Below are 25310 nucleotides of genomic sequence, written 5' to 3' on the forward strand. Positions count from 1 at the left end.
GCCGGGTGATCACCCGCCCGAAGGCGGGCTCAGACGGGGGCATGCCGAGACCTGACCCCCTCTTGGAGTCAGGCCGGGATCTCTCCCGAGCCGCGCGTCACGAGCTCGACCGGGACCTTCACCCGCCGCGCCGTCCGTGAGGGGTTGAGCAGGAGGTCGACCGCGCTGCGGGCCAGGCGGGCGACGTCGTAGCGGACCACGGTGACGCCGGGGTTGAACACGTCGGCGAGGGCGAAGTCGTCGAACCCCACGTACGCCGGCCGCTCGGGCCGCTCCCGCAGAGCCTGCAGGATCCCGATCGCGGCCCGGTTGTTGGTGGCGAAGAACGCGGTCGGCGGGGCGGGCAGGCCGAGCAGCCGGCCGACCTCGCAGGCGACCCGGGCCGGCTCGAACACCCCGCGCACCACGAGTTCGTCGTCGGCGGGGACACCGGCCGCGGCCAGCGCCGTACGGTAGCCGATGGCCCGATCGTGCACCGAGCTCAGCCCGTCGTCGTCGGAGATCAGCGCGATGCGGCGGTGCCCGTGGGCCAGCAGGTGCTCGGTGGCGGCCCGGCCGCCCCACACGTCGTCGAGCAGGACGACGTCGGCCGCGCTCAGCCCGGACGGCACCCGGTCCACGAACACGGTGGTGAGACCGGCGTGCTCGGCCAGCCAGCTGTGGTCGGCCGCCGAGGGGACGATGATGAGGGAGTCGACGCCCCGCGCGTACATGGTCTCGATGAGCATGCGCTCCTTGGCGGCGCTCTCCTCGTACGAGCCGAACACGACGAGGGCCTCGTGCTCGGCGGAGGCGGCCTCGACGGCGGCGGCGAGGCGGGAGTAGAACTCGTTGGAGATGTTCTCCATGACCAGCCCCAGCGTCAGCATGGTCGCGCCCCTGGCCAGCCGGGCGGCGGCCTCGTTGCGGCGGTAGCCGAGCGCGCTGATCGCCGCCTGCACGCGCTGCTGCAGGGACGTCCGGACGTGCGGCTCCTGGTTGACCACCCGGGAGACGGTCTTGAGACTCACGCCCGCGTGCCTGGCCACGTCGGCCATCGTCGGCTTAGGCGTGCGAGCTGTCATAGTCTGCCCCCATGGATGACGATTGGATCTGTGGCCGGTTGGGCGAGGACGAGCCGTGGGTGCTGGGCGCGGTCAACCCGCCGGTGTACGAGAACTCGGTGTTCACGTTCGAGACCGCGGAGGAACTCGGCGAGGCGATCAAGAACGAGGACGAGCGCTACGTCTACTGGCGGGGGACCAACCCGACGGTCGACCTCGCCCAGCGTAAGCTCGCGGCGCTCGAGCGGGGAGAGCGGGCGAAGTGTTTCGGCTCGGGCATGGGCGCCATCTCGGCGACCATCTCCTCCCTCGTGTCGGCCGGGGACCACGTGCTGGTGCTGGGCGCCGTCTACGGACCCACCACCCAGTTCCTGCGCTATCTGGAGAAGTTCGGGGTCACGCACACACATGTCGAGGACCTCGCGCAATGTGACAGCGCAATCAGGGGGAGCACCCGCCTACTCTACTTCGAGTCCCCTTCCTACATGGCCTACCAGGTCGTGGACATCGCCGGGATCACCGCGTGGGCGCGGGAGCACGGGCTGGTGACGGTGATGGACAACACCTGGTCCACGCCGCTGTTCCAGAAGCCGCTGACGATGGGGGTGGACCTCGTCGTGCACTCGCTGTCGAAGTACATCGGCGGGCACAGCGACCTGGTCGGCGGCGTCGTGGTGGGCCCGGCCCGGCTGGTCAGGCCGCTGGCGCTGACCGAGTACCAGCTCTACGGCGCCGCGATGTCGCCGCACGACGCGGCCAAGGTGATCAAGGGCCTGCGCACGCTGCCGGTGCGGATGGCGGCGCACCAGGAGCGCGGCCTGGCGGTGGCGGCCTTCCTGAACGATCATCCGGGGGTGCGGGCGGTGAACCATCCGGGGCTGCCGTCGCATCCGGGGCACGCGGTCGCGCTGCGGCAGATGTCGGGGTTCTCCAGCCTGTTCAGCGTGGAGCTCGACACGGAGTCGCGGGAGAAGGTCGCAGCTTTTCTCGATAAATTGCGATATTTCAGGATCGGGGTGTCGTGGGGTGGGTTCGAGAGCCTGGTGAACGCACCCGCGCTGTCCACCGAGGAGAGTGTGCGGGCCACGATGGGCATCCCCGTCGGTCTGGTGCGGCTCTCGGTCGGCCTGGAGCCCGCGGACACTTTGATCAAGGATCTCGGTCTGGCGCTCGAGGGGCTGGTCGCCTAGCGTGATGGCAGCGCGTGACTGACAGCGCTGTCTGAACCATCGCGGGAGGCTCGTCGTGAGAAACCCCCTCCTCCTGGCGGCCGTGGTCGCCGTGACGCTGGTGTCCGCCGCGTGCGGCGGCTCCGGTTCGTCGTCCTCGGGCGAGGTACGGCTGCGGATGATCGAGAGCCTGACCAGCCCGGAACGTACGAAACTCATCAAGTCCCTGATCGCCGACTTCGAGAAGGCCAATCCCGGCGTCAGCGTCGAACTCGTCTCGCCGCCCCTCGACAGCGCCGACCAGAAGATCACCCAGATCCTGCAGACCAAGAAGGACCTGGACGTGCTGGAGGTGCGCGACCACACGGCCAAGTCCTTCTCCAACAACGGCTGGCTGGCCGAGCTGCCCACCACGGACTGGCCCGGCTGGTCGGACCTGACCGAGCTGGCCCGGACGAAGGCGGTGGAGGTCGGCGGGAAGCCCTACCTGATCCCGTACGGGTTCTACCAGCGGACCCTGTTCTACCGGACCGACTACGGCATGACCAAGCCCCCGGCCACCTGGCAGGAGCTGTACGAGGCGGGCAAGCGGATGACCTCGGCCGACCGCTTCGGCTACTCGTTCCGGGGCGGCAAGGGCGGGGCCGACTACGCGGTGATGATGATCAGCGCGTACAACGGTGAGGCCCTGGATCCTGAAAAATCCTTCTATCTGAAGGACAAGCGGACGATCTTCTCGACCCCGGAGGCCACCCAGGCCCTCGACCTCTACGTGAAGATCTTCAAGGAGGCATCACCGCCCGACTCCGTCTCCTGGGGCTACCCGGAGATGGTCCAGGGCTTCACCTCGGGCGTCACCGGCATGCTCATCCAGGACCCCGAAGTGATCAAGACGGTCGAGGAGAGCGGCGTCACGGCCTGGTCCACCGCCCCCATCCCCAAGGGCCCGAGCGGGTACGCCTTCCAGCCCGTCGGCTACGCCGGCTGGGGCGCGACCTCCTTCACCAAGCACCCGAAGGAGGCGGTCAAGCTGGTGCAGTTCCTGTCGGAGGCCAAGCAGAGCATCGCCTTCGCCAAGGGCAACTCGCTCATCCCGATCTCCAAGCAGGCGCAGAGCGACCCGCAGTTCTCGCAGGGCGCGTGGAAGGCGTACCTGGAGGCGCAGCAGGACCCCAAGCAGGTGATCACGATCAGGCCGGTCGACTACCCCGGCTGGAGCCAGTTCCTGGTGGACTCCGACCGTGACGTGCAGGCCCTGATCACCGGTAAGAAGAGCACCGCCGAGGTGCTGAAGGCGTGGGACGCCTTCTGGGCGGACCAGGCCAAGAAGGTGTCGTGAACCGCACCTTCACCGTCCGCAGGGCCCGGTTCATCGCGCTGTGCCTGCTGCCCGGCGTGGTGTTCGTGGTCCTGTTCACGTACTACCCGGTGATCCGCGGCGCGGTGATCGCGTTCCAGCGCTACAACCTGTTCGACCTGACCTCGACGCCCTTCGTCGGCCTGGAGAACTTCCGGGCCGTCCTGGGGGAGGACCGGTTCTGGACGGCGCTGCGCAACACCGGCACGTGGGTCGCGGTGTCGCTGTTCTTTCAGTTCTTCCTCGGCTTCGGGCTGGCGCTGCTGCTGCGGCGCCACTTCCGGGGCCGGGGGCTGTACCAGGCGTGGGTCTTCTTCCCCTGGGCGATGTCGGGGTTCCTGATCGGGCTGCTGTGGCGGTGGATGTTCAACGGCCAGTTCGGCGTGATCAACGACCTGCTGCTCAAGGCGGGGATCATCGACGGGCGCATCGGCTTCCTGGCCACGCCGGGCTGGGCGATGACCTCGGTGATCGTGGCCAACATCTGGTACGGCGTCACGTTCTTCGCCATCATGATCATGGCCGCGCTGCAGTCGGTCCCCAAGGAGCTCTACGAGGCCGCGTCCGTCGACGGGGCCTCCCGGCTGCGCCAGTTCTGGCACGTCACGCTGCCGCACATCAGGCCCACCCTGGCGCTGATCGTGCTGCTGCGGATCATCTGGATCCTCAACTTCCCCGACCTGATCTACTCCATGACCGGCGGCGGCCCGGCCGGCAGCACCGACATCATCACCACGTTCCTCATCCAGCAGGTCATCGGCGGCGACTACGGCCGGGCGGGCGCGGTCGGCCTGCTCATCCTGGGCCTGCTGCTGGCCTTCAGCGTCTTCTACCTGAACGCCACGAGATTCGAGAAGGCCCGATGAGGCGGCTCGCGCTCGCGGCCAAGGTCGTCGTGCTCGGCGCCTGGCTGCTCATCACCCTGTTCCCGCTGTACTGGATCGTCGTCACCTCGCTGAAGCCCAAGCCGGAGATCTTCTCGGTGCCGCTGCGGTACTGGCCGGCGAACCCGACCTTCGAGCACTACGCGGAGCTGTTCTCGTTCGCCGACTTCGGCGCGTACCTGCTCAACTCCCTGCTCGTCTCGCTCGCCGCGGCCGCGGCGGTGACCGCGATCGGCGTGCTGGGCGGCTACACGCTGGCCCGCTTCGCCTTCCCCGGGCGCGGCTTGCTGATGCTGGCGTTCCTGGTCACCCAGATGATCCCGCTGTTCATCGCGCTCGGGCCGCTCTACCTGCTGATGTCCGACCTCGACCTGCTCAACCGCCTGTCGGGGCTGATGCTGGTGTACGTGGCCATGCTGGTGCCGTTCGCCACGATCATCATGCGCGGCTTCTACGAGCGGGTGCCGGTGGCGCTGGAGGAGGCCGCCCAGGTGGACGGCGCCTCCCGGCTGGTGGCGATGGTGCGGGTGGTCATCCCGGTGATGCTGCCGGGGATCGCGGCCACGTTCATCTTCGCGTTCGTGCAGTGCTGGAACGAGCTGTTCCTGGCGATCACGTTCATCGACAGCGAGGACGCCAAGACGATCCCCGTGGCCATGAACTCCTTCATCACCCAGTACGACATCGACTGGGGCTCGATGGCCGCCGCCACGGTCGTGTCGGTGGTGCCCACGCTGGTGCTCTTCGCCGCGATCCGGCGCTACATCGTCGAGGGACTGACGGCGGGAGCTGTAAAGGGGTGATTGGGATGACCGACCGCTCATCGCGCCATACAGACCTTTCACCGCAGGCCATCCCCAACTAATCGCCCGCCCGCAGCGGCTCGGCGAACAACCCTCCTTCGGATCTCCACGACAGGTAGGTTGCGCTCTTACGTTGGGCGTGATCCGCATCACAGTGGAGGTCTCGTGACGACACAAGAACATGACGCATCGGTCTATGAGCAAATGCAGGAGAGCAGTGAGTTCCAGGAACTGAAACGGCGTTTCCGCCGCTGGACTTTTCCCATGACCGTGGCGTTCCTCGTGTGGTACCTGCTCTACGTGGTGCTGTCGGGCTGGGCGCGCGGGTTCATGGCCATCGAGCTGTTCGGTGAGATCAACGTCGGGCTCATCTTCGGGCTGCTGCAGTTCGTCTCGACGTTCCTCATCGCGTGGGCGTACGCCAGGCACGCGGAGAAGGTGCTCGACCCGATCGCCGACAAGCTGCGCCACGAGGTGGAGGAGAAGACCCAGTGACCTCGACGACCCTGGGGATGATCCTCTTCCTCACCTTCGTGGCCGCCACCCTGGCGATCACCTTCTGGGCGAGCCGTCAGACCAAGACGGCCGCCGACTACTACGCGGGCGGCCGGTCGTTCAGCGGCGTGCAGAACGGCCTGGCGATCGGCGGCGACTACATGTCGGCCGCGTCCTTCCTCGGCATCGCGGGCATCATCGCGCTGTCCGGCTACGACGGGTTCCTGTACTCCATCGGGTTCTTGGTCGCCTGGCTGGTGGCGCTGCTGCTGGTGGCCGAGCTGATGCGGAACTCCGGCAAGTTCACCATGGCCGACGTGCTGGCGTTCCGGATGAGCCCGCGCCCGGTCCGCACGGCGGCCGGCGTGTCCACGATCGTGGTCAGCATCTTCTACCTGCTGGCGCAGATGGTGGGCGCGGGCGCGCTGGTCGGCCTGCTGCTCGGCATCCACAGCCCGGCCGGCAAGGCCTGGACGATCGTCGGCGTCGGCGCCCTCATGATCGTGTATGTGGTCTTCGGCGGCATGAAGGGCACCACCTGGGTGCAGATCGTCAAGGCCGTGCTGCTCATGAGCGGCGCCGCCCTGGTGACGCTGCTGGTGCTGGGCAAGTTCGGCTTCAACCTGTCGGCCCTGCTCGGCCAGGCCGCCACGGTCAGCGGCCCCAAGGCCAACCCCGGGGCCTTCCTCAGCCCGGGCCTGAAGTACGGCACCGAGGCGCAGGGCCTGGCGGGCAAGATCGACCTGATCAGCCTGGGCCTGGCCCTGGTGCTGGGCACGGCGGGCCTGCCGCACATCCTCATCCGCTTCTACACCGTTCCCACCGCGAAGGACGCCCGCAAGTCGGTTCTGTGGGGCATCGGCATCATCGGCGTCTTCTACCTCCTGACCCTGGTCCTCGGCTTCGGCGCGGCGGCCCTGGTCGGCAAGACGGCGATCGCCGAGGGAGACGCGGCGGGCAACACCGCGGCGCCGATGCTGGCGCAACGGATCGGTGAGGAGATCTTCGGCTCGTTCGGCGGCACGGTCCTGCTGGCGCTGATCGGATCCGTGGCCTTCGCCACGATCCTGGCCGTGGTCGCCGGGCTCACACTGGCCTCCTCCTCCAGCTTCTCGCACGACCTGTACGCGCACGTCTTCAAGCGCGGCCAGGTCACCGAGCGCCAGGAGGTCGTGGTGGCCCGCATCTCCGCCCTCGTCATCGGCGCCGCCTCGATCGGCCTGGGCATCCTCGCCCAGGGCCAGAACGTGGCGTTCCTGGTGGCGCTGGCGTTCGCGGTGGCGGCCTCGGGCAACCTGCCGGCGATCCTCTACAGCCTGTTCTGGAAGAGGTTCAACACGGTCGGCGCGGTCTCGGCCATCTACGGCGGCCTGGTCTCCGCCCTGCTGCTGGTGATCTTCTCGCCGGTGGTGTCGGGCGGGCCGACGGCGCTGTTCAAGACGGCCGACTTCGTCATCTTCCCGCTGAGCAACCCCGGCATCGTCTCCATCCCGCTGGGCTTCCTGTGCGGCTGGATCGGCACCGTGCTCAGCAAGGAGTACAACGCGGCCAAGTACGCCGAGATCGAGGTCCGCTCGCTCACCGGCGTCGGCGCGGAGAAGGCCACGAAGCACTGACCCCGCTCGATCAGCAGGTCATGATCAACATGTCATGATCAACAAGGGCTGACCAACAGGGCGCCCGAACCCCTGCCCCTGGGGCGCCCGCCCGATGAGGGCCCGGCCGGAATCACCGGCCGGGCCCTCTCGCGTGTCCGGGCCCGCTCGCCCGGCTCGCGTGTACGGGATCGCCCGCAGGGCAGGAGATGCGCGCGATCCCGTGGCCGTCCCACATCGCCGCACCTCCTTAACGACACGGAAACGCAGTGAAAGGAGTGGTTGACGGGCTTTCAGCGGTATGGGTACGTTCTCAGATGTGTGAACGTTGCCACACTGGCTTGGCGCCACGTGGCCGTCATCAGCATGCCTGATGCCCCGCTTGATCAGTGTGGAGGCGAAACCCCCAATGAGAACCCCGCTCGTCCGCTGGTCCGTGCTGTCGGTGTCGCTGGCGCTGGCGCTCACCTCCTGTGCCAAGGGCACCGGTGGAGCGTCGGCCCCGACCCCCACGGCCGGCCAGTTCAACCCCGGCGCGACCTACTCGGGCACCATCTCCGCGATGGGCTTCGGCGCGACCGACGAGATCGGGAGCACCCGCGTCGACCTGGCCAAGAAGTCGCTCGGCGGCGCGGACGTGAAGCTCGTCGAGGGCGACCTCGACATCCAGCAGTTCCTGTCGTCGGTGGCGGCCGGCGACCCGCCGGACCTCATCTACGCCAACCGCGACCAGATCGGCACCTTCGCCTCGCGCGGCGCGATCACCCCGCTGACAGCGTGCGTCCAGGGTGAGCAGATCGACACCTCGATGTACAACAAGGACGCGCTGAGCCAGGTGACGTTCGGCGGCGAGGTGTGGGCCATCCCCGAGTTCAACCAGGTTCAGATCACCATGGCCAACGCCGATCTGCTCAAGGACGCCGGCCTGAGCATCGAGGACGTCAACGGATCCAGCTGGGACAAGATCACCGCCGCGGCGAAGAAGATGCTCAAGGCGCCGGGCGGCAAGCTCCAGGTGATCGGCTATGACAGCAAGCTGCCGGAGTTCCTGCCGCTGTGGGCCAAGTCCCTCGGCGCCGACCTGCTCTCCGCCGACGGGAAGACCGCGCAGCTCAACTCCCCGCAGGTGGTCAAGGCGCTGGAGTTCGCCGTCTCCATCTACGACGCGCAGGGCGGCTTCGCCAAGGTCAAGGCCGTGCGCGACTCGGCCGACTTCTTCGGCAAGGGCAACCAGTACGCCAAGAACGCCCTCGGCGCGATGCCCATGGAGCAGTGGTACGTCAACGTGCTCAACGACGTCTCGCCCAAGGCGCCCCTGGCCTTCGACACCTTCCGCACGCCCGAGGGCAAGCCGCTGGCCTACTCCTCCGGCTCGTCCTGGGCCATCCCCAAGGGCGCGAAGAACCCCGGCGCCGCCTGCCGCTTCGCCAAGACCATGACCCTGGTCGACACGTGGAAGGCCGCCGCCCAGGCCCGGCTGGACAAGCGCAAGGCGGACAACAAGCCGTTCACCGGCATCCTCACCGGCAACGTCAAGGCCGACGCCGAGATCGAGCAGATGCTCACCTCCGGCGGCGAGCCCTGGGACTCCGGCGTCAAGGCGTTCTACGAGGCCAACAAGAACACCTTCAGCCTCCCCGCCAACCCGGCCGACAAGGAGTTCAAGGACGCCTGGCAGGGCGCGGTGAACCGGGTGCTCAACGGCCAGGACAAGCCGCAGGCCGCGCTCGACAAGGCCCAGCAGGACGCCCAGAAGGCGCTGGACGAGGCATGGGCCGGCTGGACGAAGCGTACGAACTGAGATGTCCCCTTCCCGTACCCGAGCACCACGACGACGGACCACGCGGTTCATCGAGACCCGGGCGGCGCTGCTGTTCATCAGCCCCTGGATCATCGGTTTCCTCGTCTTCACCGCGTGGCCCGTCATCAACAGCGCCTACCTGTCGCTGACCGACTACGACGTCATCAACGACCCCTCGTACGTCGGCTTCGACAACTACGTGCAGCTCTTCGAGGACCCCAAGGTGGGCCTGGCGCTGTGGAACACCTTCGTGTTCGCCGTGCTGTCGGTGCCGGCCCACCTGGTGGTGGCGCTCGGGCTGGCGTTGCTGCTCAACGGCGCCAGCAAGGCCACCGGCTTCTTCCGCACCGCCTTCTTCCTGCCGAAGATGACGCCGCCGGTCGCGATCGGCATCCTCCTGCTGCTGCTGTTCAACGGCCAGGACGGCCTGATCAACGCCTTCCTCGGCGTCTTCGGCATCGACGGCCCGGCGTGGACCACCGACCCGAACTGGGTCAAGCCGGCCCTGGTGCTGATGAACCTGTGGACGGTCGGCTCCTCCGTGGTCATCATCCTGGCCGCCCTGCGCGGCGTCCCGCAGGAGCTGTACGACTCCGCACTCGTGGACGGCGCAGGCTGGTGGAAGCGCACCCTGCGGATCACCGTGCCGATGATCAGCCCCACGCTGTTCTTCCTGTTCATCGTGGACAGCATCAACGCCCTGCAGTCGTTCACCGAGGCGTACACCGCCTTCTTCGGCGCGGGCAACACCACCTACAGCAACGACGCCGCGCTGTTCTACGCGATCTACCTGTTCCAGCAGGCCTTCGAGTTCCTGCACATGGGGTACGCCTCCGCGCTCGCCTGGCTGCTGTTCATCGTGATCATGGCGATCACCGGCGTGCAGTTCGTGGTGACCAGGCGCTTCGTCCACTACGAGGGGGGTAACCCATGAGGCGCGCCGCGAAGATCCTGACCTGGGTCGCGCTGAGCGCGTTCACCATCGCGTTCGTCTACCCGTTCATCTGGCTGCTCAGCGCCTCCTTCAAGCCGCGCGGCGAGGTCTTCGACAACCGGATCATCCCCGAGACCTTCACCCTGGAGAACTACATCCGGGTGTGGCACGAGGCCCCGCTCGGCCTGTGGATGGCCAACACGCTGCTGGTGACGGTGCTGGCGGCGGTGGCTGTGACGATCACCAGCGCGATGGTCGCCTGGGGGTTCGCCTACTTCCGCTTCCCCGGCAGGAACGCGCTGTTCGGCGTGGTCCTGGCGACGATGATGCTGCCGGGCGCGGTCACCATGATCCCGGTGTTCCTCATCTGGAACTCGCTCGGCATGGTCGGCACGCTGACCCCGCTGTGGGCCCAGAACCTGTTCGGCAGCGCCTTCTACATCTTCCTGCTGCGGCAGTTCTTCATGGGCCTGCCGCGCGAGCCGTTCGAGGCGGCCAAGATCGACGGGGCGAACAACTGGAAGATCTTCCTGCGCATCGCCCTGCCCCTGTGCAAGCCGGCGGTCGTCGTGACGCTGCTGTTCGAGTTCCAGGCCGCCTGGACCGACCTCATGCGCCCGCTCATCTACCTGCGCGACTCCAGCACGTTCACCGTCCCGCGCGGGCTGAAGGCGCTGCTCGACCAGTTCGGGTTCGGCGGCGAGTGGCACTGGGAGATCGTCATGACGGCCAGCGTGATCACCACCATCCCCATGATCATCCTGTTCTTCCTGGGCCAGAAGCACTTCGTCCGCGGCATCGCCACCACCGGCAGCAAGGGATGAGCGGCCGCGACCACTCCGGGCGCCACCGCGCCCGGCTCACCATCGGGGGCGGCACGGCCCCCTCCCCGCCGAGGATCGAGGCATCCCGCCAACTCATGCGCATCACGACCACTGACACGGCCCACTACCTGGAGACCGGCCACTACCGGCTGACCGTCTCCCGCACCGATCCCAGCGCCGAGCTCGAAGGCTGGATGACGCTCAACCTGCTCGCCTCGGTCAACACCGCGGCCGGGCGCGACGAGACGTACGAGACGCTGCCGCCCGTGCTCGACCGGCGCGACGGCACGGTCGTCTTCGACTTCCCGCAGCGTACGACCGGGTGGGAGGCCAAGACGGTCCGGCTGACCTGCACCCCCGAGACCATCGCGCTGCAGGTGCGGGTCGAGGGGAACGGCGTGCTCAGCGACGTGACCCTGATGGGCGGCCGGGCCGTGCTCAACACCCGGGCGTCGGGCACGTTCAGAACGGGCCTGCACGCGCGCGGCGTCTTCAGCCCCACGCCCGCGCACCCGATCCAGGTGGTGCGGCCGGTCTCCGTCCCGGTCGCGCTCACCGTCGTCGGCGACGCCTCGCCGGGCCGGCTGCACGCCGTCTTCTCCCCGCCGCCGCTCGTGCTGGCCTTCGGTAAAGAGGCACCCGGTCAATCTCCGGGCGGCGCCACCGACGTTCCGGATGGCGACTGGCTGGGCGCCTCCGTACGCGCCGGGATCGCCGACCTGACCTTCACCGAGCTCGCGTACGAGCCGTTGGACGGCGGCGCGCTGCTGCGTTTCGACTACGAGGGCCACACCGAGGTGCGCGGGGAGTGGACCTCGCCGGCCGTCGTGTTCCGGGCCGCCTCCTCGCCCTGGGAGGCGATCTCCCACCATCGCGACGACCTCGTCACCCACGGCCTGGCCCCGGAAGGGCCCGTGCGGGAGCGGCACGCGTGGTGGAGCGAGCCCCTCTTCTGCGGCTGGGGCGCCCAGTGCGCCAGGGCCGACGGCCGCTCGCCGGTCGAGCTGTCCCGGCAGGATCTGTACGACGAGTGGCTGGCCAGGATCGAGGAGCACGGCATCGTGCCCGGCACGATCGTCATCGACGACCGCTGGCAGCTCACCTACGGCGACCCCGAGCCGGACGAGGCCAAGTGGCCCGCGCTGCGCGAGTGGATCGCCGCCAGGCACGCGCGCGGCCAGCGGGTGCTGCTGTGGTGGCGGGCCTGGTCGCCCGAGGGGCTGCCGGCGCAGGAGTGCGTGACCGACGCCGGCGGGCGCGCCGTGGCCGCCGACCCGTCGAACCCGGCCTACCGGCGGCGGATCAGGGCCGTCATGGAACGTCTCCTGGGCGACCTCGGCGCCGACGGCTTCAAGGTCGACTTCACGCAGTGGTCGCCCAGCGGCTCGCACCTGAAGGCGTACGGCACCGCCTGGGGCCCGGCACTCCTGCACGAACTGCTCGCCACCCTGTACGACGCCGCCAAGGCCGTCAAACCAGACGCCCTCATGATCACGCACACCCCGCACCCGGCCTTCGCCGACGTCAGCGACATGATCAGGCTCAACGACGTGCTGGAGTACGACGCCGCCGGCGACCTCGTCCCCGCCGTCGACCAGCTCCGCTACCGCCACGCCGTGGCCACGCGCGCCATGCCGGGCCACCTCATCGACACCGACCAGTGGCCCATGCCGAGCCGCGCCGACTGGCTCGCGTACGCCGAGGCCCAGCCCGAGCTGGGCGTTCCCGCCCTCTACTACGTGGACTCCATCGACAACACCCGCGAGCCGATCACCGGCGCCGACCTGCGCCAGATCGCGGAGTGGTGGCGGCGATGAGGCGGGCCGAGGTCGTCGTGTACGGCGCCACGTCGGCCGGCGTGTGCGCCGCCGTCGCCGCCGCCCGGCGCGGCCTGGACACGGTGCTGCTCGAACCCGGCCGGCACGTCGGCGGCATGACCTCGGGCGGGCTCGGCTACACCGACCTCGGCGACAGGCGCGTGCTGGGCGGGATGGCCGCCGAGTTCCGCCGCGCCGTGGCCGCCGCCTACGGGGTCGCGCCCGGCCACTACGCCGGGCCCGAGCCGCGTGTGGCCGAGCAGATCTTCCTGTCCTGGCTGGAGTCGGCCGGGGTCGAGGTCGTCTTCGGGGCCGGGCTGCGCACGGTGATCACCTCGGGCGACCTGATCTTCTCCGTCGCCACGCACGCGGGCGACTACGCGGCCGGCGCCTTCGTGGACGCCGGCTACGAGGGCGACCTGCTGGCCGCCGCCGGGGTGGGCTACCGCGTCGGCAGGGAGGACCGCTCCCTGCACGGGGAGCGCTTCGCCGGGCGGCGCGAGGTGGTGCCCGGCATGCACAACTTCCCGCCGTGGATCTCGCCGTTCCGCGCCGACGGCACACTGCTGCCGCAGGTCGCCGACGGCCCCATGGCCGAGGTGGGCGCGGGGGACGGCGGCGTCATGTCGTACGGCTACCGCGTCTGCATGACCACCGCGCCCGACCGCGTCCCGTTCGAACGGCGGCCCGGCTACGACGAGGAGCACTGGGAGCTGGGCCGGCGGCTGTTCCGCCACTGGCGTGACGAGGGGATCGAACCCCGGGCCGGCAAGCTCGTCGGTCTTGAGCCGAACCTGCCCCACGGCAAGTGCGACGGCAACTCGCTCGGGCCGTTCTCGCTGAGCGTGCTCGACCGCTCGGCCTGGGCCTATCCCGACGCCGGCCCCTCCGAACGCGAACGCATCCGCCTGCACCACCTGCACCACGCCCAGGACCTGCTGTACTTCCTCTCCCACGACCCCGAGGTGCCCGCGAGCGTGCGGGCCGAGCTGGGACGGTGGGGGCTGCCGGCCGACGAGTTCACCGGCACCGGCCACCTGCCGCACCAGCTGTACGTGCGTGAGGCGCGGCGGATGCTGGGGGAGAAACACCTCACCGAGCACGACCTGGTCCAGGGCCGGCGGCACGAGGACGTGGTCGCGATGGGCTCCTACCACCTGGACGTCCGGGAGGTGCAGCGGACCTGGCGGCACGTCCACGAGCATCCCGATCCGGTGCCGATGGTGGTGACCGAGGGGTACCTGTCGGTGGGGGTGGCGCCGTACCAGATCCCGTACGGGGCGCTCGTGCCCAGGCGGGAGGAGTGCGCGAACCTGGTCGTGCCGGTGTGCGTGTCGGCCTCCCACGTGGCCTTCTCCTCCATCCGGATGGAGGTCCAGTACCAGATGCTCGGCCACGCCGCCGGCCTCGCCGCGGCGCTGTCCGCGGCGAGCGGGAAGGCGGTGCAGGACGTGGACGTGCGGGGGCTGCAGGAGGAACTGGCGGCGGCCGGCCAGGTGCTGTCCCTCTGACACCGGCCGGCCCCCGGGCGAGCCGCGCTCGCACGGCCGGCCCTCCCTGGCGTGCGCGCGATCAGGTGGCCGCGCGGTCGAGGACCTGCCGCACGAACGGCGGGATCACCCGGCGCAGGACGTTCGCCTGGTGCTCCTCGGCCCTGGCCAGCGCCTTCTCCACCGCGTCCGGGCTCGGCGGGGCATCAGGGGTTTCGGGTGCGGTCGCCAGCAGGTCGAGTGCCGCCAGACCGGCCGCGCCCATGTCCCTGGCGGCGGCCACCCAGCGGGCCAGCTCCGTGGCGAGCCTGCCCGGCACGTCCGCCGGCAGCTCGGCCAATCGCGTCAGCTCCGCCCGCAGCTCAGCCTGGGATTCGGCCCGCTGTCCGGACCGGGAGCCGTCGTCGAGGGCGGCGGTGCACAGGGCGGTGAGGGCGGGGCTCTGGTCGGCGCCGGGAGGCCAGGCCGAGCACGCCTGCACCAGCGGCAGCAGCTCGGTCGCGCCCGGCACCAGGCGCACGGCCCTGGCGTGTGAGCGGGCCGGGTCGTAGGCGGCCAGGTTCCAGGCGTAGTCGGCCACCGTCGTCAAGGCGATCCGCGACGCCGCCGCCTGCACCATCGGGTTGGCCGTGATCCCCTCCAGCGCCGCGCCCTCCGGGAGCGCGCCGTTCGGGGCGGTGGTGCGTCCGGCCAGCGGGCCGAGGAAGACGCGGTCGAAGTCGAAGTCGTTGACCGGGAAGTTGTCCCACAACGCCAGCCGGTGCCCGTAGGAGCCGGCCGCGGCCGTCACGTCCTCGGTCGTGATCTCGCCCACGACCACGTCGGACCCGGTCCACCAGACCAGCACGTCCGCCGGCAGCTCGGCCGCCAGCCGGTCCCGGTACGCCGTGCGCCCAGTACCCGCGTAGTCCGTCGGCACCATGGTCAGCGGCCGCGACGCGCCCCGGGGAAGCAGGAACTCCTCGGCGAAGTCGCGGCAGACCGCCGCGTGCGCGCTCGCGCTCGCCCCGTCCGCCGTGCCGAACGTCTCCCGGTCGCGGGCGTGGCTCAGCTCGGGCGGGATGTCGTCGAAGAGCAGCGCGTACTCCCTGACGCCCGCGTCCCACACCTGCTCCGCCTTGGCCCGTAGCGCCGCCCGTTCGGCCGGGTCGGCGTACACCATCGACAGGCCGGGGCTGAGCGCGAACACGAACCTGACGTGCTGTCTCTCCGCCTCCGCGACCAGCTCGCCCAGCCGGGCCAGCTCCTCCTCCGGGTACGGCTCCCGCCACCGCTCCCGGTGGAACGGGTCGTCCTTGGGCGCGTACACGTAGGCGTTGAGCTTGTGCCGGGCGGAGAAACGCAGGTGGTCCATGCGGTCGGCGTGGGTCCACGGCGGGCCGTAGAAGCCCTCGATGGTGCCCCGCAACGGCAGGTCGGGCCAGTCGCTCACCTCGGACTCGGGCACGCAGGCGGAGTGCTCGGAGCAGGGCGCCCCGGCCAGGGCGAGCAGGGTCTGCGCGCCGTAGAAGGCCCCGGCCGCGTCGGCCCCGATGATCAGCACGCCGGTGGGGCCCGCGCTCAGCGTGTAGCCCTCGGCCGGCAGCCCGGCCCCGGCGTCCACCCGGATCCGTACCTCGACAACAGCGGCGGAGGTGGCGTCCTGAGGGCCGAAACGGTCGCGCAGGGCGGCGACCGCACGATGAGCCGTGGCGTCGCCCTGGACGGCGCAGGCGCTGAGATCGACATGCGACGCACCCGAAGAGGCCTTTTTCGGACAGGGGACAATCCACTCCCAGGCATCCATTGTGGGAACGATACCGGATAGGATGCGGCGTCGTGGGTATGGAAGTCGCCGAAGTTTCGCCCGGGGTGCTCCGCGTCGAGGACACCTGCCACGTCTATGTCATCAAGGCTCCCGACCGGCCGGGGGAGGAGCGTACCGGCATCGCGATCGACTTCGGTTCCGGGCGCGTGCTCGACCTGCTCGACGAGCTCGGCCTCGACCGCATCACCGACGTGCTGATGACCCACCACCACCGCGACCAGGCACAGGGCCTGCACCGGGCGGCCGCGGCGGGCGTCGCCATCCACGTGCCGCCGGTCGAGCGCGACCTGTTCGACCAGGTCGGCGAGATGTGGCAGGGCCGCCAGATCCTCAACGACTACGATCTGCGCGACGACCGGTTCTCGCTGCTCGACCCCGTGCCGGTGACCGGTGTCGTCCCCGAGTATCGGACGGCCCGTTACGGCGGGGTCGACGTCCGCGTCCTGCCCACGCCGGGGCACACGCCGGGCTCGGTCACGTACGTGGTCGGCCGGACCGCCTTCACCGGCGACCTGATCTACGCCCCCGGCAAGGTGTGGTCCCTGGCCGCCACCCAGTGGTCCTACACCGAGAACGAGGGCCCGGCCATGGTCGTCATCAGCGCCGAGCTGCTCCAGCGGGAGGAGCTCGACGTGCTGCTGCCCTCCCACGGCGACCCGATGACGGAGCCGAAGGACGCGCTCGCCCGGCTCTCGTCGGCGATGCAGCGCTACGTGGACTTCCGCCGCCCCCACCCCTGGGACGTGCGCGGCCTGCTGGAGAACCCGTTCATCCAGGTCACGCCGCACCTGCTGATGAACAGGAGCAGCCAGTCCTACAGCTACGTGCTGCTGTCGGAGTCCGGCGCGGCGATGGTGTTCGACTTCGGCTACGACATGTCCACGGGCCTGGTCAAGAGCACCGCCCGCGAGGCCAGGCGGCCGTGGCTGGCCTCCCTGCCCGCGCTGCGCGAGCACTACGGCGTCACCGACGTCGAGGTGGCCGTGCCCACCCACTACCACGACGACCACGTGGCGGGCATGCCGCTGCTGCGCGACGTCGAGGGCACCGAGATCTGGGCGCCGTCCCACATCGCGCCCATCCTGGCCACGCCGCTGCACCACGACCTGCCGTGCCAGTGGTTCGATCCCATCCCCGCCGACCGGGTGCTCGGGCTGGGGGAGACGGTGCGCTGGCGCGAGTACGAGATCACGGTGCACGACCTGCCGGGGCACACGTTGTTCGCGGCGGCGTACGAGTTCGAGGTGGACGGGCACCGGGTGCTGGTGACCGGCGACCAGCAGGACGGAATGGGCATTCCGGAAGAACGCCAGGAGATCCTGAATTTTCAGTACAAGAATAGGTTCCAGATCGAGGACTACCGGAAGAGCGCCGCGCTCTACCGGCGCCTGCGCCCCGACCTCATGGTCAGCGGCCACTGGCGGCCCCGCTGGGTGGACGACGACTACCTGCACCTGCTGACCGGACGAGGGGAGGAGCTGGTGGCGCTGCACCACGACCTGCTCCCGCTGGACCGGCTCGACCTCGGCGCCGACGGGGTGCTGTGCCGCCTGACGCCGTACTATACGAGCGTCCCCGCGGGCGGCGAGATCGTGCTGACGGCCACCGTGCGCAACCCGTGGCCGGACAAGGCCGTCGCGACCATCGAACCGGTGGTTCCGGCCGGCTGGAGGCGCGAACGGGGATCACTGACGCTAAGGCTGCCCGCAGGGGGTATGGAGCAGGTGCATCTCCGACTTGGCGCCGACACCGTGCCGCGACGCCGCGTTCGCCTCACAGTCGACCTGACCATCGGCGACCTGCGGCTCGGACAGCACGCCGAGGCGCTGGTCGACGTGGTACCGGAAGGGAACAGATGACCGTAGAACGGCGCAGCACCCCCCTCAGCCGTTCCCGCCGTCCCACGATCAAGGACGTGGCCGAGGCGGCCGGCGTCTCACGCTCCACCGTCTCGCGGGCGCTGACCGGGCGCGGCTACGCCGCCAGCGACGTGCGCGAGCGCGTCCTGCGCGCCGCCGCCGAGCTGGGCTACGTGCCCGACGTCATGGCCCGTACGCTCAAGCAGCAGGTCAGCCGGTCGGTCGGGATCCTGGTGAGCGACCTGCGCAACCCGTTCTACGCGGAACTGGCCGCCGGGGCCAGCAGCGAGGCCCGCGAACGCGGCTACACCATGGTGCTGTTCGACACCAGCCTGTCGGCGCAGGCCGAGAGCGAGGCCGCCGAGGCGCTCGTCGCGCTCCGGGTGGCCGGTGTGATCGTGACGCCCAACTCCTCCGCCGTGTCCACCTACCTGTCCTCACACGGCATCCCGGTCGTCGAGGTGGACCGGCAGTTCGCGGCCGGCTCCACCGACGGCGTGGTGGTCGGCAACCGCGTCGGCGCCCGCACCGCCACCGCCCACCTGGTCGGGCTGGGCCACCGCAGGATCGCGCTGTTCATCGACGAGACCGACTGGACCACGGGCTACGAGCGCTACCAGGGCTACCTGGAGGCGCTGTCGGCCGGCGACATCAAGGTCGATCCCGAACTCGTCGTCTCCTCCGGCTGGGACGTCGCCGACTCCCGCCGCCGGGCCCTCGACATGCTGCGCGGCCCCGACCGCCCGACCGCCGTCTTCGCCGCCAACAACGTGCTCGCCGAGGGCGTCTGGCGGGCGATCGGCGAGCTCGGGCTGAGCGTGCCCGGCGACATCAGCCTCGTCGCGTTCGACGACTCGCCGTGGATGAGCATGGTCTCGCCCACGGTCAGCGCGGTCTCACAGGACACCTTCAACCTGGGCGCGACCTCAGTACGCCGGCTCGACGAGCGCATCGAGCGCCCCGAGTCCGACTCCGTCACGACCGTGCTCAACGTGCGGCTCCTCCAGCGCGAATCCACCGCGCCGCCGCCCGCGCTCTGACCGCGCTCTGACCGCTCCGGCGGATCGCGCGTTGACCCATGGGGAAAACTCCACCTAGGATCCGTGTGGGAACGATGTCACAGCGGTGTGGCGGCCGTTCCCGTCGGAGGTCCCGCCGGAGGTTCCATGGAGCACGATCGTCCCCCCGTCCTGTCGCTCGACATCGGCGGCACCAAACTCGCCGTCGGCGTGGTCACCGGCGACGGCCTCATCCACGGCTGGCAGGTCGCACCCACCCGCAGGGACGAGGGCCCGCGGCGCGTCCTGGACCGGCTGTTCGACCTGGGCAGGAAGGCGATCGCGGAGGCCGGCCTGCCCGAGGTGGCCGCGGTCGGCATCTCCTGCGGCGGCCCGCTGGACACCAGGACCGGCGTGCTGGAGTGCCCGCCGCACCTGCCCGGCTGGATCGACGTCCCCATCGGGGCGATGGCCGCCGAGGCGTTCGGCGTGCCGTCCGCCCTTGAGAACGATGCCACGGCCGCCGCGCTGGGCGAGTTCCGGTACGGCTCGGGGCGCGGCACCAGCACCATGCTCTACCTCACCGTCTCCACCGGCGTCGGCGGCGGCTCGGTCATCGGCGGACGCCTGCACCGGGGCGCCGCGGGCAACGGCGGCGAACTGGGCCACGTCATGGTGCGGCCGGGCGGGCGCAGGTGCTCGTGCGGCCGTCTGGGCTGCCTGGAGGCGTACGCGTCCGGAACCGCCATCGCCGAGCGCGCCCAGGAGGCCATCGCCGCGGGCCGCCCCTCGTCGCTGTCCGCCCTCGACCGCCCGACCGCCGAGGACGTCTCCCGCGCCGCGGCGGCCGGCGACCCGCTCGCCGTCGCGATCTGGGACGAGACCACATGGGCGCTCGGCAGCGCGATCACCGACCTGGTGAACGCGTTCGAGCCGGAGCTCGTCGTCCTCGGCGGCGGCGTCACCCGTTCCGGCGAGCGGCTCTTCGCCCCCGTCGCCGCCGCCGTCGCCCGTGACGCCATGCCGCCCGCGGCCCGTGCCGCGCGCATCGTGCCGGCCGCGCTCGGCGCGGGCGTGTGCGTCGTGGGCGCCGGCGCCGTCGCGCACGACCTCGTCGCCGGAACCATCAGGAAAGCCGTCCCGGCAACCGGCTCAGAAGCCGTCTCACAAACCGTCCCAGAAGCGGTCCCGGCAGACGTCCCAGATGCCGTCCCAGAAACGGTCACAGACGCCGTCCCAGGAACCTCGGGCTGAGACCCGCACTTCTCTCAGGAAAGATCCATGCCTGAACTTCCCCCGATGTCCGAGCTGCTCGCCGGCCACGTCGAAGGCCACCTCGCCGCCGCCCGCGGCATGGCGGCGCTCACGCCCGCCGTCGAGGCGGCGGCGGACCTGCTCATCGACGCCTTCACCCGCGGCGGCACCCTGTACACGCTGGGCAACGGCGGCAGCGCGGCCGACGCCCAGCACCTCACCGGCGAGCTGGTCGGCCACTACAAGCGCGACCGCCGCCCGCTGCCCGCGGTGACGCTCACGACCGACGCCACGGTCATGACGTGCATCGCCAACGACTACGCCTACGAGGACGTCTTCGCCCGGCAGGTCCAGGCGCTGGCCCGCCGGGGCGACGTCGTGGCCGCCTTCACCACCAGCGGAAACTCGCCCAACGTGGTCACCGCCCTCGACGCCGCACAGAGCAATGGCGCGGTGACGGTACTGTTCGGCGGCGGCGACGGTGGCGCCGCCGCCAAGTACGCCGACCACCTCCTCCTCGCCCCCAGCTCAGAGACCCCGCGCATCCAGGAGATCCACACACTGATGCTGCACATGATCAGCGAGAAGCTCGACGTCTGGGCGGCAGCATGACCAGGCGCCCCGCTCCCATGTCGAACGCCCCCTCCGGCAGCCAGCCCCCCGGTCTCCCGCCGGCCCCCCGCCCCGCGGCCAGCCCCGGCCGCACCCTGCACATGATCGGCAACGCCCACCTCGACCCGGTGTGGCTGTGGCCGTGGCAGGAGGGCTACCAGGAGGCGCGGGCCACGTTCTGGTCGGCGATCCACCGCATGGACGAATACCCCGACTTCGTCTTCACCTGCGACCAGGTCGTGCTGCTTTCGTGGGTGGAGGAGGCCGACCCCGAGCTGTTCGCCCGGATCAGGGAGCGGGTGGCCGAGGGCCGCTGGGTCATGACCGGCGGCTGGTGGGTGGAGCCCGACTGCAACATGCCGTCGGGGGAGTCGTTCGTCCGGCAGGGCCTGTACGGCCAGCGCTACCTCAAGGAGAAGTTCGGCGTCACGGCCTCGGTCGGCATGAACGTGGACCCGTTCGGCCACAACGCCATGCTCCCCGCCATTCTGCGCGGCCAGGGCATGGACTCCTACTGCTTCCTGCGCCCTGGACCGCACGAGAGCGACCTGCCCGGCACGATGTTCTGGTGGGAGTCGCCGGACGGCAGCCGGGTGCTGGCCTACCGGATCCCGTTCGAGTACTGCAGCCCGCCCGGCGAGGTCGCCGGACAGACCGAGAAGGCGCTCGGCCAGCTCGACCGCTCGCTCGGCGACCTGATGGTCTTCTACGGCGTCGGCAACCACGGCGGCGGCCCCACCAAGGCCAACATCGAGTCCATCCACCGCTACGACCGCATGGGCACGTTCGGGGAGCTGACGATGTCCTCCCCGCGCCGCTACTTCGACGAGATGGTCAAGCGCCTCGGCGAGCAGGGCCTGGCCGAGCTGCCGGTGTGGCGCGACGACCTGCAGCACCACGCGGCCGGCTGCTACTCATCGCACTCGGGCATCAAGGCCTGGCAGCGCAGGGCGCAGGCGGCGGTGCTGTCGGCCGAGCGCTGGGCCGCGATCGCCGGCCACGACGCCCGCGCCGACCTGGAACAGGCGTGGAAGCAGGTGCTGTTCAACCAGTTCCACGACGTGCTGCCGGGCTCGGCCATCGAGCCCGCCTACGACGACGCCCGCGACCAGCTCGGCGAGGCGGTGGCGATCTCCAAGCGGATCATCACCAGGGCGCACAACGTGATCGCCCGCGACGTGCGCGTGCCCGAGGAGAGCGGCACCCAGCCGGTCATCGTCTTCAACCCGCACCCGTGGCCGGTCAGCACCAGGGTCGAGCTGCAGTACGGCCTGGCCCCCAACGGCGTGCACGTCGTGGACGCCGACGGCGCCGACGTGCCCTGCCAGCGCACCCAGTCGGTCGCCACCACCGACGACAAGGGCCGCGGCGCCACCGTCTTCCAGGCCGAGCTGCCCGCCCTGGGCTACCGCCTCTACCGGCTGCGCCAGGGCCCGGCCGCCCACGCCACCGGCACGCTGTCCGCCTCGCGGCACCACCTGGAGAACGACGTCCTGCGCCTGGAGCTCGACCCGCTCACGGGCTGGCTGTCCAGCCTGGTCGACAAGCGCACCGGCGTGGACCTGGTGGCCGGGGCGGCGGGCGAGCACACGCAGATCTGCGCCGACCCGACCGACACGTGGGGCCACCGCGTCATCTCCTACGACTGGCCCGGCGAGGCGATGACCACGACCGACATCGTGCTGCGCGAGGAGGGCCCGCTGCGCGCCCGCATCCGCGTCGAGCGCGAGTGGGGCCGCTCCACCATGGCCGAGGAGTTCATCCTGGGCGCGGGTGACGACGACGCCGTCGAGGTGCGGGTCACGCTCGACTGGCGGGAGCAGGCGCACCTGATGAAACTGCGCTTCCCCGTCGGGCTGGAGAGCCCCGTGGCCACGTACGAGATCCCGTTCGCGCACCTCAACCGGCCGATCGACGGGGCGGAGGAGCCCGCGCAGTCGTGGGTGGACCTGTCGGGCGGCGTGGCCGGCGGGCGCGCTGGGCTGGCCGTGGTGAACAACGCCAAGCACGGCTACGACGTCTCCCCGCCCGGCCACGGCCGTAGTCACAGCATCGGGATCACCGCCGTGCGCAGCCCCGTCTACGCCTGGCACGACCCCAGGCTGCTCGACCCCGACGGCTACTACTCCTACCAGGACCAGGGGACGCAGCGGTTCTCGTACCTGCTGGTGCCGCACGCGGGCGACTGGCGCGCGGCCGGGCTCACCCGGCGCGCCGCCCTGCTCGGCGCGCCGGTGCGGGCGATGCTGGAGAGCTTCCACGACGGCCCGCTGCCCGGCTCGCGCGGCTACCTCGACGACGGCGGCGGCCAGGTCATGGTCACGGCGGTCAAGCTGCACGAGGACGCGCCCGGCGACCTCGTGGTGCGGGCCGTCGAGAGCACCGGCGCGGCCGCGGTCGCGACGCTGAACATCCCGATGGCCGGCATCCGGCTGACGGCCGACTTCGGGCCGAGCCAGATCCGCACGTTCCGGATCCCGCTCGCCGACCCGCTCTCGGCCGTCGAGACCGACCTGATCGAGCTGAACGAGCGCAAGGGCGCGTTCACGGTGGAACCGTGGTGATCGCGGGCGGCGGCGAGCCGCTGGCGATCACCGACCCCGACGGGGGCTCGGTGACCGTGGAGGTGCTGGGCGAGGGCACGTGGAGGGTCGCCTGGCGCTGGGGCGAACGGCTCCCGACCGGCCGCCGCGACCTGAGCCTCGACCTCCGGTACGACGGCGCCGAGCCGGCCGCGGGGACCGTGCGCGTGAGCAGGTCCGTGGCCGCCCGAGACCCCTGGTGGCTGATCCCCGGCCTGTTCTACGGCGAGAACCGGCCCGCCGCCTGCCGGCGGATCTTCCCCCGCTTCGAGACCGGGGCCGACCGGCCCGAGGAGATGGTCTCGGCCCGCTGGGGCTTCCGCGCCGACCGCGCCGCCACGCCCGCCGTCCTGGTCTGGGGCGATGGGGGCGGCGCCGCGCTGATCGCGGACGAGGAGTCCCCACTGGGCCCGACCGGCCTGGCCATCGCTCATGCGGAGGGGACGGCGACGGTCTCGCTGCTGTTCCCGTACCAGGAGTATCCGGTCACCTACTACGGATCCGCCCTGGCCCGGCCCGCCGGGGCCGCCGCGCACGTGTGGCGGCCGGGGGAGTCGCACGTCCTGACCGTCGCCACGTGCGCGCTGCCCGCCGACCGGCACGCGTACGCGCCGCTGCTGCGCGAGGACCGCGATCTGCGCCTGCCGGCCGCGCCCGTCGAACCCTGGGAAGACGTGGCCGAGTCGGCCGGCATCGCGGCCGAGGGCCTGTACCGCTGGCACTACGACCCCGACCCCGGCGTGCTGCTGGAGACGGTCGGATTCGACCGGGAGATCAGCGGCGGCGACGGCGAGCGGGTGGACCGGCAGGCCATGCACGTCGGCTGGGTCAGCGGCATCCCGTGGGCGGCCGCGCTCCTGGAACACGGACTGCGGACAGGACGGCCCGAGCACGTCGCCGCCGCCGAACGGGTGATCGGCTTCATCTGCGAAAACCTGTCACCGTCCGGCACGTTCTGGGGCACCTGGTACCGAAAGTCCGGCTGGTCGCAGAGCTGGAGCCACGTCAAGGACGCCCTGCACGCGCGCACGCTGGGTGAGGCCACGCTGTTCCTGCTGCGCGCGCTGCGGCTGCGGCCCGACCCCGCCTGGGCGGCCGCGGCCCGCTCCAACCTGGACGCGATGCTCGCCCGCCAGCGCCCCGACGGCAACCTCGGCGCCCTCCACCACGCCGCCACCGGCGAGGTGCTGTCCTGGTCGGGCGCCTCCGGCCTGACCTGGGTGGCTGCGCTGGCCGAGTCGGGGGAGCCCGCCGACCTGCGGGCCGCCGAGCTGGCCGGGGAGTACTACGCGTCGTTCGTGGACGACGAGTTCATCTACGGCGCACCCGAGGACGTGGACCTGGCGCCCACCTCGGAGGACGGGTACGCCGCCGTGCTGGCCTACATGGCGCTGTACCGCAGCACGGGCGCGGACCGCTGGCTGGACCTGGCCCGCCGGGCCGCCGACTGGACGCTCACCTTCCGCTACACCTACAACGTGCGCTTCGGTCCGCGCACCCCCCTCGGCGTGTACGGCTTCGCCACCAGGGGCGCGGACCAGGCGTCACCGTCCAACCAGCACCTGCACGCGTACGGGCTGGTGTGCACCGCCGAGCTGATCGAGCTCTCGCGGGCGCTGGGCGACCCGTACTACGCGGAGCGGGCGCACGAGACGCTCGACTGCTTCCGCCAGCTCCTGCCGGCCGCCGACGGCGACCTCAACGCCTACCGCGGCATGATCACCGAACGCTACTACCAGACGGACTGCTTCCAGCCGAAGGGCATGTACCTGACGCTGTCGCACGCCTGGAGCGCGGGAGTGCTCCTGCTGGCCTGCGAGCAGATCCTCGCCCAGTCGTCCGTGGCGGCCCGCGACCACGGGTGAGCCCTTCGCCCGCGACCGACCAGGCGATCGCGGAACCGGGGGATCGGGGATCGGGCGATCGGGCGATCGGGGACCCGGGGGACCAGGCAACCGAGCAACCGCGAATTGGATAATCTGAGCA

General features: G+C 70.7%; 19 protein-coding genes. 17 read left to right on the plus strand and 2 right to left on the minus strand.

Annotated elements, in window-relative coordinates:
- Positions 1–68: 68 nt before the first annotated feature.
- Complete coding sequence (locus OIE67_RS09270; protein ID WP_326638587.1) at positions 69–1064, minus strand: LacI family DNA-binding transcriptional regulator; 996 nt, start codon at positions 1062–1064, stop codon at positions 69–71.
- Between the two features lie 11 nt (positions 1065–1075).
- Here OIE67_RS09270 and OIE67_RS09275 point away from each other — a divergent pair, with 11 nt between their 5' ends.
- The 11 genes from OIE67_RS09275 (at position 1076) to OIE67_RS09325 (ending at position 14233) form a co-directional block, all read left to right on the plus strand.
- Positions 1076–2233 (plus strand): trans-sulfuration enzyme family protein, encoded by a 1158-nt coding sequence (locus OIE67_RS09275; RefSeq protein WP_326638589.1) that lies wholly within the window; start codon positions 1076–1078, stop codon positions 2231–2233.
- Between the two features lie 55 nt (positions 2234–2288).
- Positions 2289–3551, plus strand: a complete 1263-nt coding sequence (locus OIE67_RS09280) for an ABC transporter substrate-binding protein (RefSeq protein ID WP_326638592.1) — start codon at positions 2289–2291, stop codon at positions 3549–3551.
- A complete protein-coding gene (locus OIE67_RS09285) occupies positions 3548–4435 on the plus strand; it encodes a carbohydrate ABC transporter permease (protein ID WP_326638594.1) in 888 nt (295 codons plus the stop codon). The genes OIE67_RS09280 and OIE67_RS09285 overlap by 4 nt, the downstream gene beginning before the upstream one ends.
- Complete coding sequence (locus OIE67_RS09290) at positions 4432–5256, plus strand: carbohydrate ABC transporter permease (RefSeq protein WP_326638596.1); 825 nt, start codon at positions 4432–4434, stop codon at positions 5254–5256. Before OIE67_RS09285 ends, OIE67_RS09290 begins: the two co-directional genes overlap by 4 nt.
- Before the next feature lie 264 nt (positions 5257–5520).
- Positions 5521–5751 (plus strand): DUF485 domain-containing protein, encoded by a 231-nt coding sequence (locus OIE67_RS09295; RefSeq protein ID WP_407674833.1) that lies wholly within the window; start codon positions 5521–5523, stop codon positions 5749–5751.
- Positions 5752–5768: 17 nt separating this feature from the next.
- The gene (locus OIE67_RS09300; protein ID WP_326645280.1) at positions 5769–7367 is read left to right on the plus strand and encodes a solute symporter family protein; all 1599 of its coding nucleotides are present in this window, start codon (positions 5769–5771) and stop codon (positions 7365–7367) included.
- A gap of 388 nt (positions 7368–7755) precedes the next feature.
- Positions 7756–9147, plus strand: coding sequence for an ABC transporter substrate-binding protein (locus OIE67_RS09305; protein WP_326638599.1), 1392 nt, complete (start codon positions 7756–7758; stop codon positions 9145–9147).
- Between the two features lies 1 nt (position 9148).
- Positions 9149–10081, plus strand: a complete 933-nt coding sequence (locus OIE67_RS09310) for a carbohydrate ABC transporter permease (RefSeq protein ID WP_106234580.1) — start codon at positions 9149–9151, stop codon at positions 10079–10081.
- Positions 10078–10905 (plus strand): carbohydrate ABC transporter permease, encoded by an 828-nt coding sequence (locus OIE67_RS09315; protein ID WP_326638602.1) that lies wholly within the window; start codon positions 10078–10080, stop codon positions 10903–10905. Before OIE67_RS09310 ends, OIE67_RS09315 begins: the two co-directional genes overlap by 4 nt.
- A gap of 95 nt (positions 10906–11000) precedes the next feature.
- Positions 11001–12722 (plus strand): alpha-amylase family protein, encoded by a 1722-nt coding sequence (locus OIE67_RS09320; protein WP_326638603.1) that lies wholly within the window; start codon positions 11001–11003, stop codon positions 12720–12722.
- Complete coding sequence (locus OIE67_RS09325) at positions 12719–14233, plus strand: FAD-dependent oxidoreductase (protein WP_326638605.1); 1515 nt, start codon at positions 12719–12721, stop codon at positions 14231–14233. Before OIE67_RS09320 ends, OIE67_RS09325 begins: the two co-directional genes overlap by 4 nt.
- 61 nt (positions 14234–14294) lie before the next feature.
- On the opposite strand, the gene OIE67_RS09330 is transcribed toward OIE67_RS09325, so the two are convergent.
- On the minus strand, positions 14295–15998 hold the full coding sequence (locus tag OIE67_RS09330) for a beta-N-acetylglucosaminidase domain-containing protein (protein ID WP_326638607.1): 1704 nt from the start codon (positions 15996–15998) through the stop codon (positions 14295–14297).
- A 38-nt stretch (positions 15999–16036) separates the two neighbouring features.
- Here OIE67_RS09330 and OIE67_RS09335 point away from each other — a divergent pair, with 38 nt between their 5' ends.
- The 6 genes from OIE67_RS09335 (at position 16037) to OIE67_RS09360 (ending at position 25189) form a co-directional block, all read left to right on the plus strand.
- On the plus strand, positions 16037–17878 hold the full coding sequence (locus OIE67_RS09335; RefSeq protein WP_326645281.1) for an MBL fold metallo-hydrolase: 1842 nt from the start codon (positions 16037–16039) through the stop codon (positions 17876–17878).
- A complete protein-coding gene (locus tag OIE67_RS09340) occupies positions 17875–18918 on the plus strand; it encodes a LacI family DNA-binding transcriptional regulator (protein WP_326638609.1) in 1044 nt (347 codons plus the stop codon). The genes OIE67_RS09335 and OIE67_RS09340 overlap by 4 nt, the downstream gene beginning before the upstream one ends.
- 126 nt (positions 18919–19044) lie before the next feature.
- Entirely contained in the window at positions 19045–20130 is a 1086-nt protein-coding gene (locus OIE67_RS09345) for an ROK family protein (RefSeq protein WP_326638611.1), read from the plus strand.
- 27 nt (positions 20131–20157) lie between these two features.
- The gene (locus OIE67_RS09350; protein ID WP_219911614.1) at positions 20158–20742 is read left to right on the plus strand and encodes a D-sedoheptulose-7-phosphate isomerase; all 585 of its coding nucleotides are present in this window, start codon (positions 20158–20160) and stop codon (positions 20740–20742) included.
- Entirely contained in the window at positions 20739–23306 is a 2568-nt protein-coding gene (locus OIE67_RS09355) for an alpha-mannosidase (protein ID WP_326638615.1), read from the plus strand. The genes OIE67_RS09350 and OIE67_RS09355 overlap by 4 nt, the downstream gene beginning before the upstream one ends.
- Complete coding sequence (locus OIE67_RS09360) at positions 23300–25189, plus strand: PIN domain-containing protein (protein ID WP_326638617.1); 1890 nt, start codon at positions 23300–23302, stop codon at positions 25187–25189. The genes OIE67_RS09355 and OIE67_RS09360 overlap by 7 nt, the downstream gene beginning before the upstream one ends.
- The last annotated feature ends 121 nt before the right edge of the window (positions 25190–25310 follow it).

It is taken from the genome of Nonomuraea fuscirosea, assembly GCF_035917475.1.
GTDB lineage: Bacteria > Actinomycetota > Actinomycetes > Streptosporangiales > Streptosporangiaceae > Nonomuraea > Nonomuraea fuscirosea.

What these genes read in the sequence shown, in the direction of transcription:
- OIE67_RS09270 (WP_326638587.1), bottom strand. Translation starts at nt 1,064, where the DNA reads ATGACAGCTCGCACGCCTAAGCCGACGATGGCCGACGTGGCCAGGCAC.
- OIE67_RS09275 (WP_326638589.1), top strand. Translation starts at nt 1,076, where the DNA reads ATGGATGACGATTGGATCTGTGGCCGGTTGGGCGAGGACGAGCCGTGG.
- OIE67_RS09290 (WP_326638596.1), top strand. Translation starts at nt 4,432, where the DNA reads ATGAGGCGGCTCGCGCTCGCGGCCAAGGTCGTCGTGCTCGGCGCCTGG.
- OIE67_RS09295 (WP_407674833.1), top strand. Translation starts at nt 5,521, where the DNA reads ATGACCGTGGCGTTCCTCGTGTGGTACCTGCTCTACGTGGTGCTGTCG.
- OIE67_RS09300 (WP_326645280.1), top strand. Translation starts at nt 5,769, where the DNA reads ATGATCCTCTTCCTCACCTTCGTGGCCGCCACCCTGGCGATCACCTTC.
- OIE67_RS09305 (WP_326638599.1), top strand. Translation starts at nt 7,756, where the DNA reads ATGAGAACCCCGCTCGTCCGCTGGTCCGTGCTGTCGGTGTCGCTGGCG.
- OIE67_RS09310 (WP_106234580.1), top strand. Translation starts at nt 9,149, where the DNA reads ATGTCCCCTTCCCGTACCCGAGCACCACGACGACGGACCACGCGGTTC.
- OIE67_RS09315 (WP_326638602.1), top strand. Translation starts at nt 10,078, where the DNA reads ATGAGGCGCGCCGCGAAGATCCTGACCTGGGTCGCGCTGAGCGCGTTC.
- OIE67_RS09320 (WP_326638603.1), top strand. Translation starts at nt 11,001, where the DNA reads ATGCGCATCACGACCACTGACACGGCCCACTACCTGGAGACCGGCCAC.
- OIE67_RS09325 (WP_326638605.1), top strand. Translation starts at nt 12,719, where the DNA reads ATGAGGCGGGCCGAGGTCGTCGTGTACGGCGCCACGTCGGCCGGCGTG.
- OIE67_RS09330 (WP_326638607.1), bottom strand. Translation starts at nt 15,998, where the DNA reads ATGGATGCCTGGGAGTGGATTGTCCCCTGTCCGAAAAAGGCCTCTTCG.
- OIE67_RS09335 (WP_326645281.1), top strand. Translation starts at nt 16,037, where the DNA reads ATGGAAGTCGCCGAAGTTTCGCCCGGGGTGCTCCGCGTCGAGGACACC.
- OIE67_RS09340 (WP_326638609.1), top strand. Translation starts at nt 17,875, where the DNA reads ATGACCGTAGAACGGCGCAGCACCCCCCTCAGCCGTTCCCGCCGTCCC.
- OIE67_RS09345 (WP_326638611.1), top strand. Translation starts at nt 19,045, where the DNA reads ATGGAGCACGATCGTCCCCCCGTCCTGTCGCTCGACATCGGCGGCACC.
- OIE67_RS09350 (WP_219911614.1), top strand. Translation starts at nt 20,158, where the DNA reads ATGCCTGAACTTCCCCCGATGTCCGAGCTGCTCGCCGGCCACGTCGAA.
- OIE67_RS09355 (WP_326638615.1), top strand. Translation starts at nt 20,739, where the DNA reads ATGACCAGGCGCCCCGCTCCCATGTCGAACGCCCCCTCCGGCAGCCAG.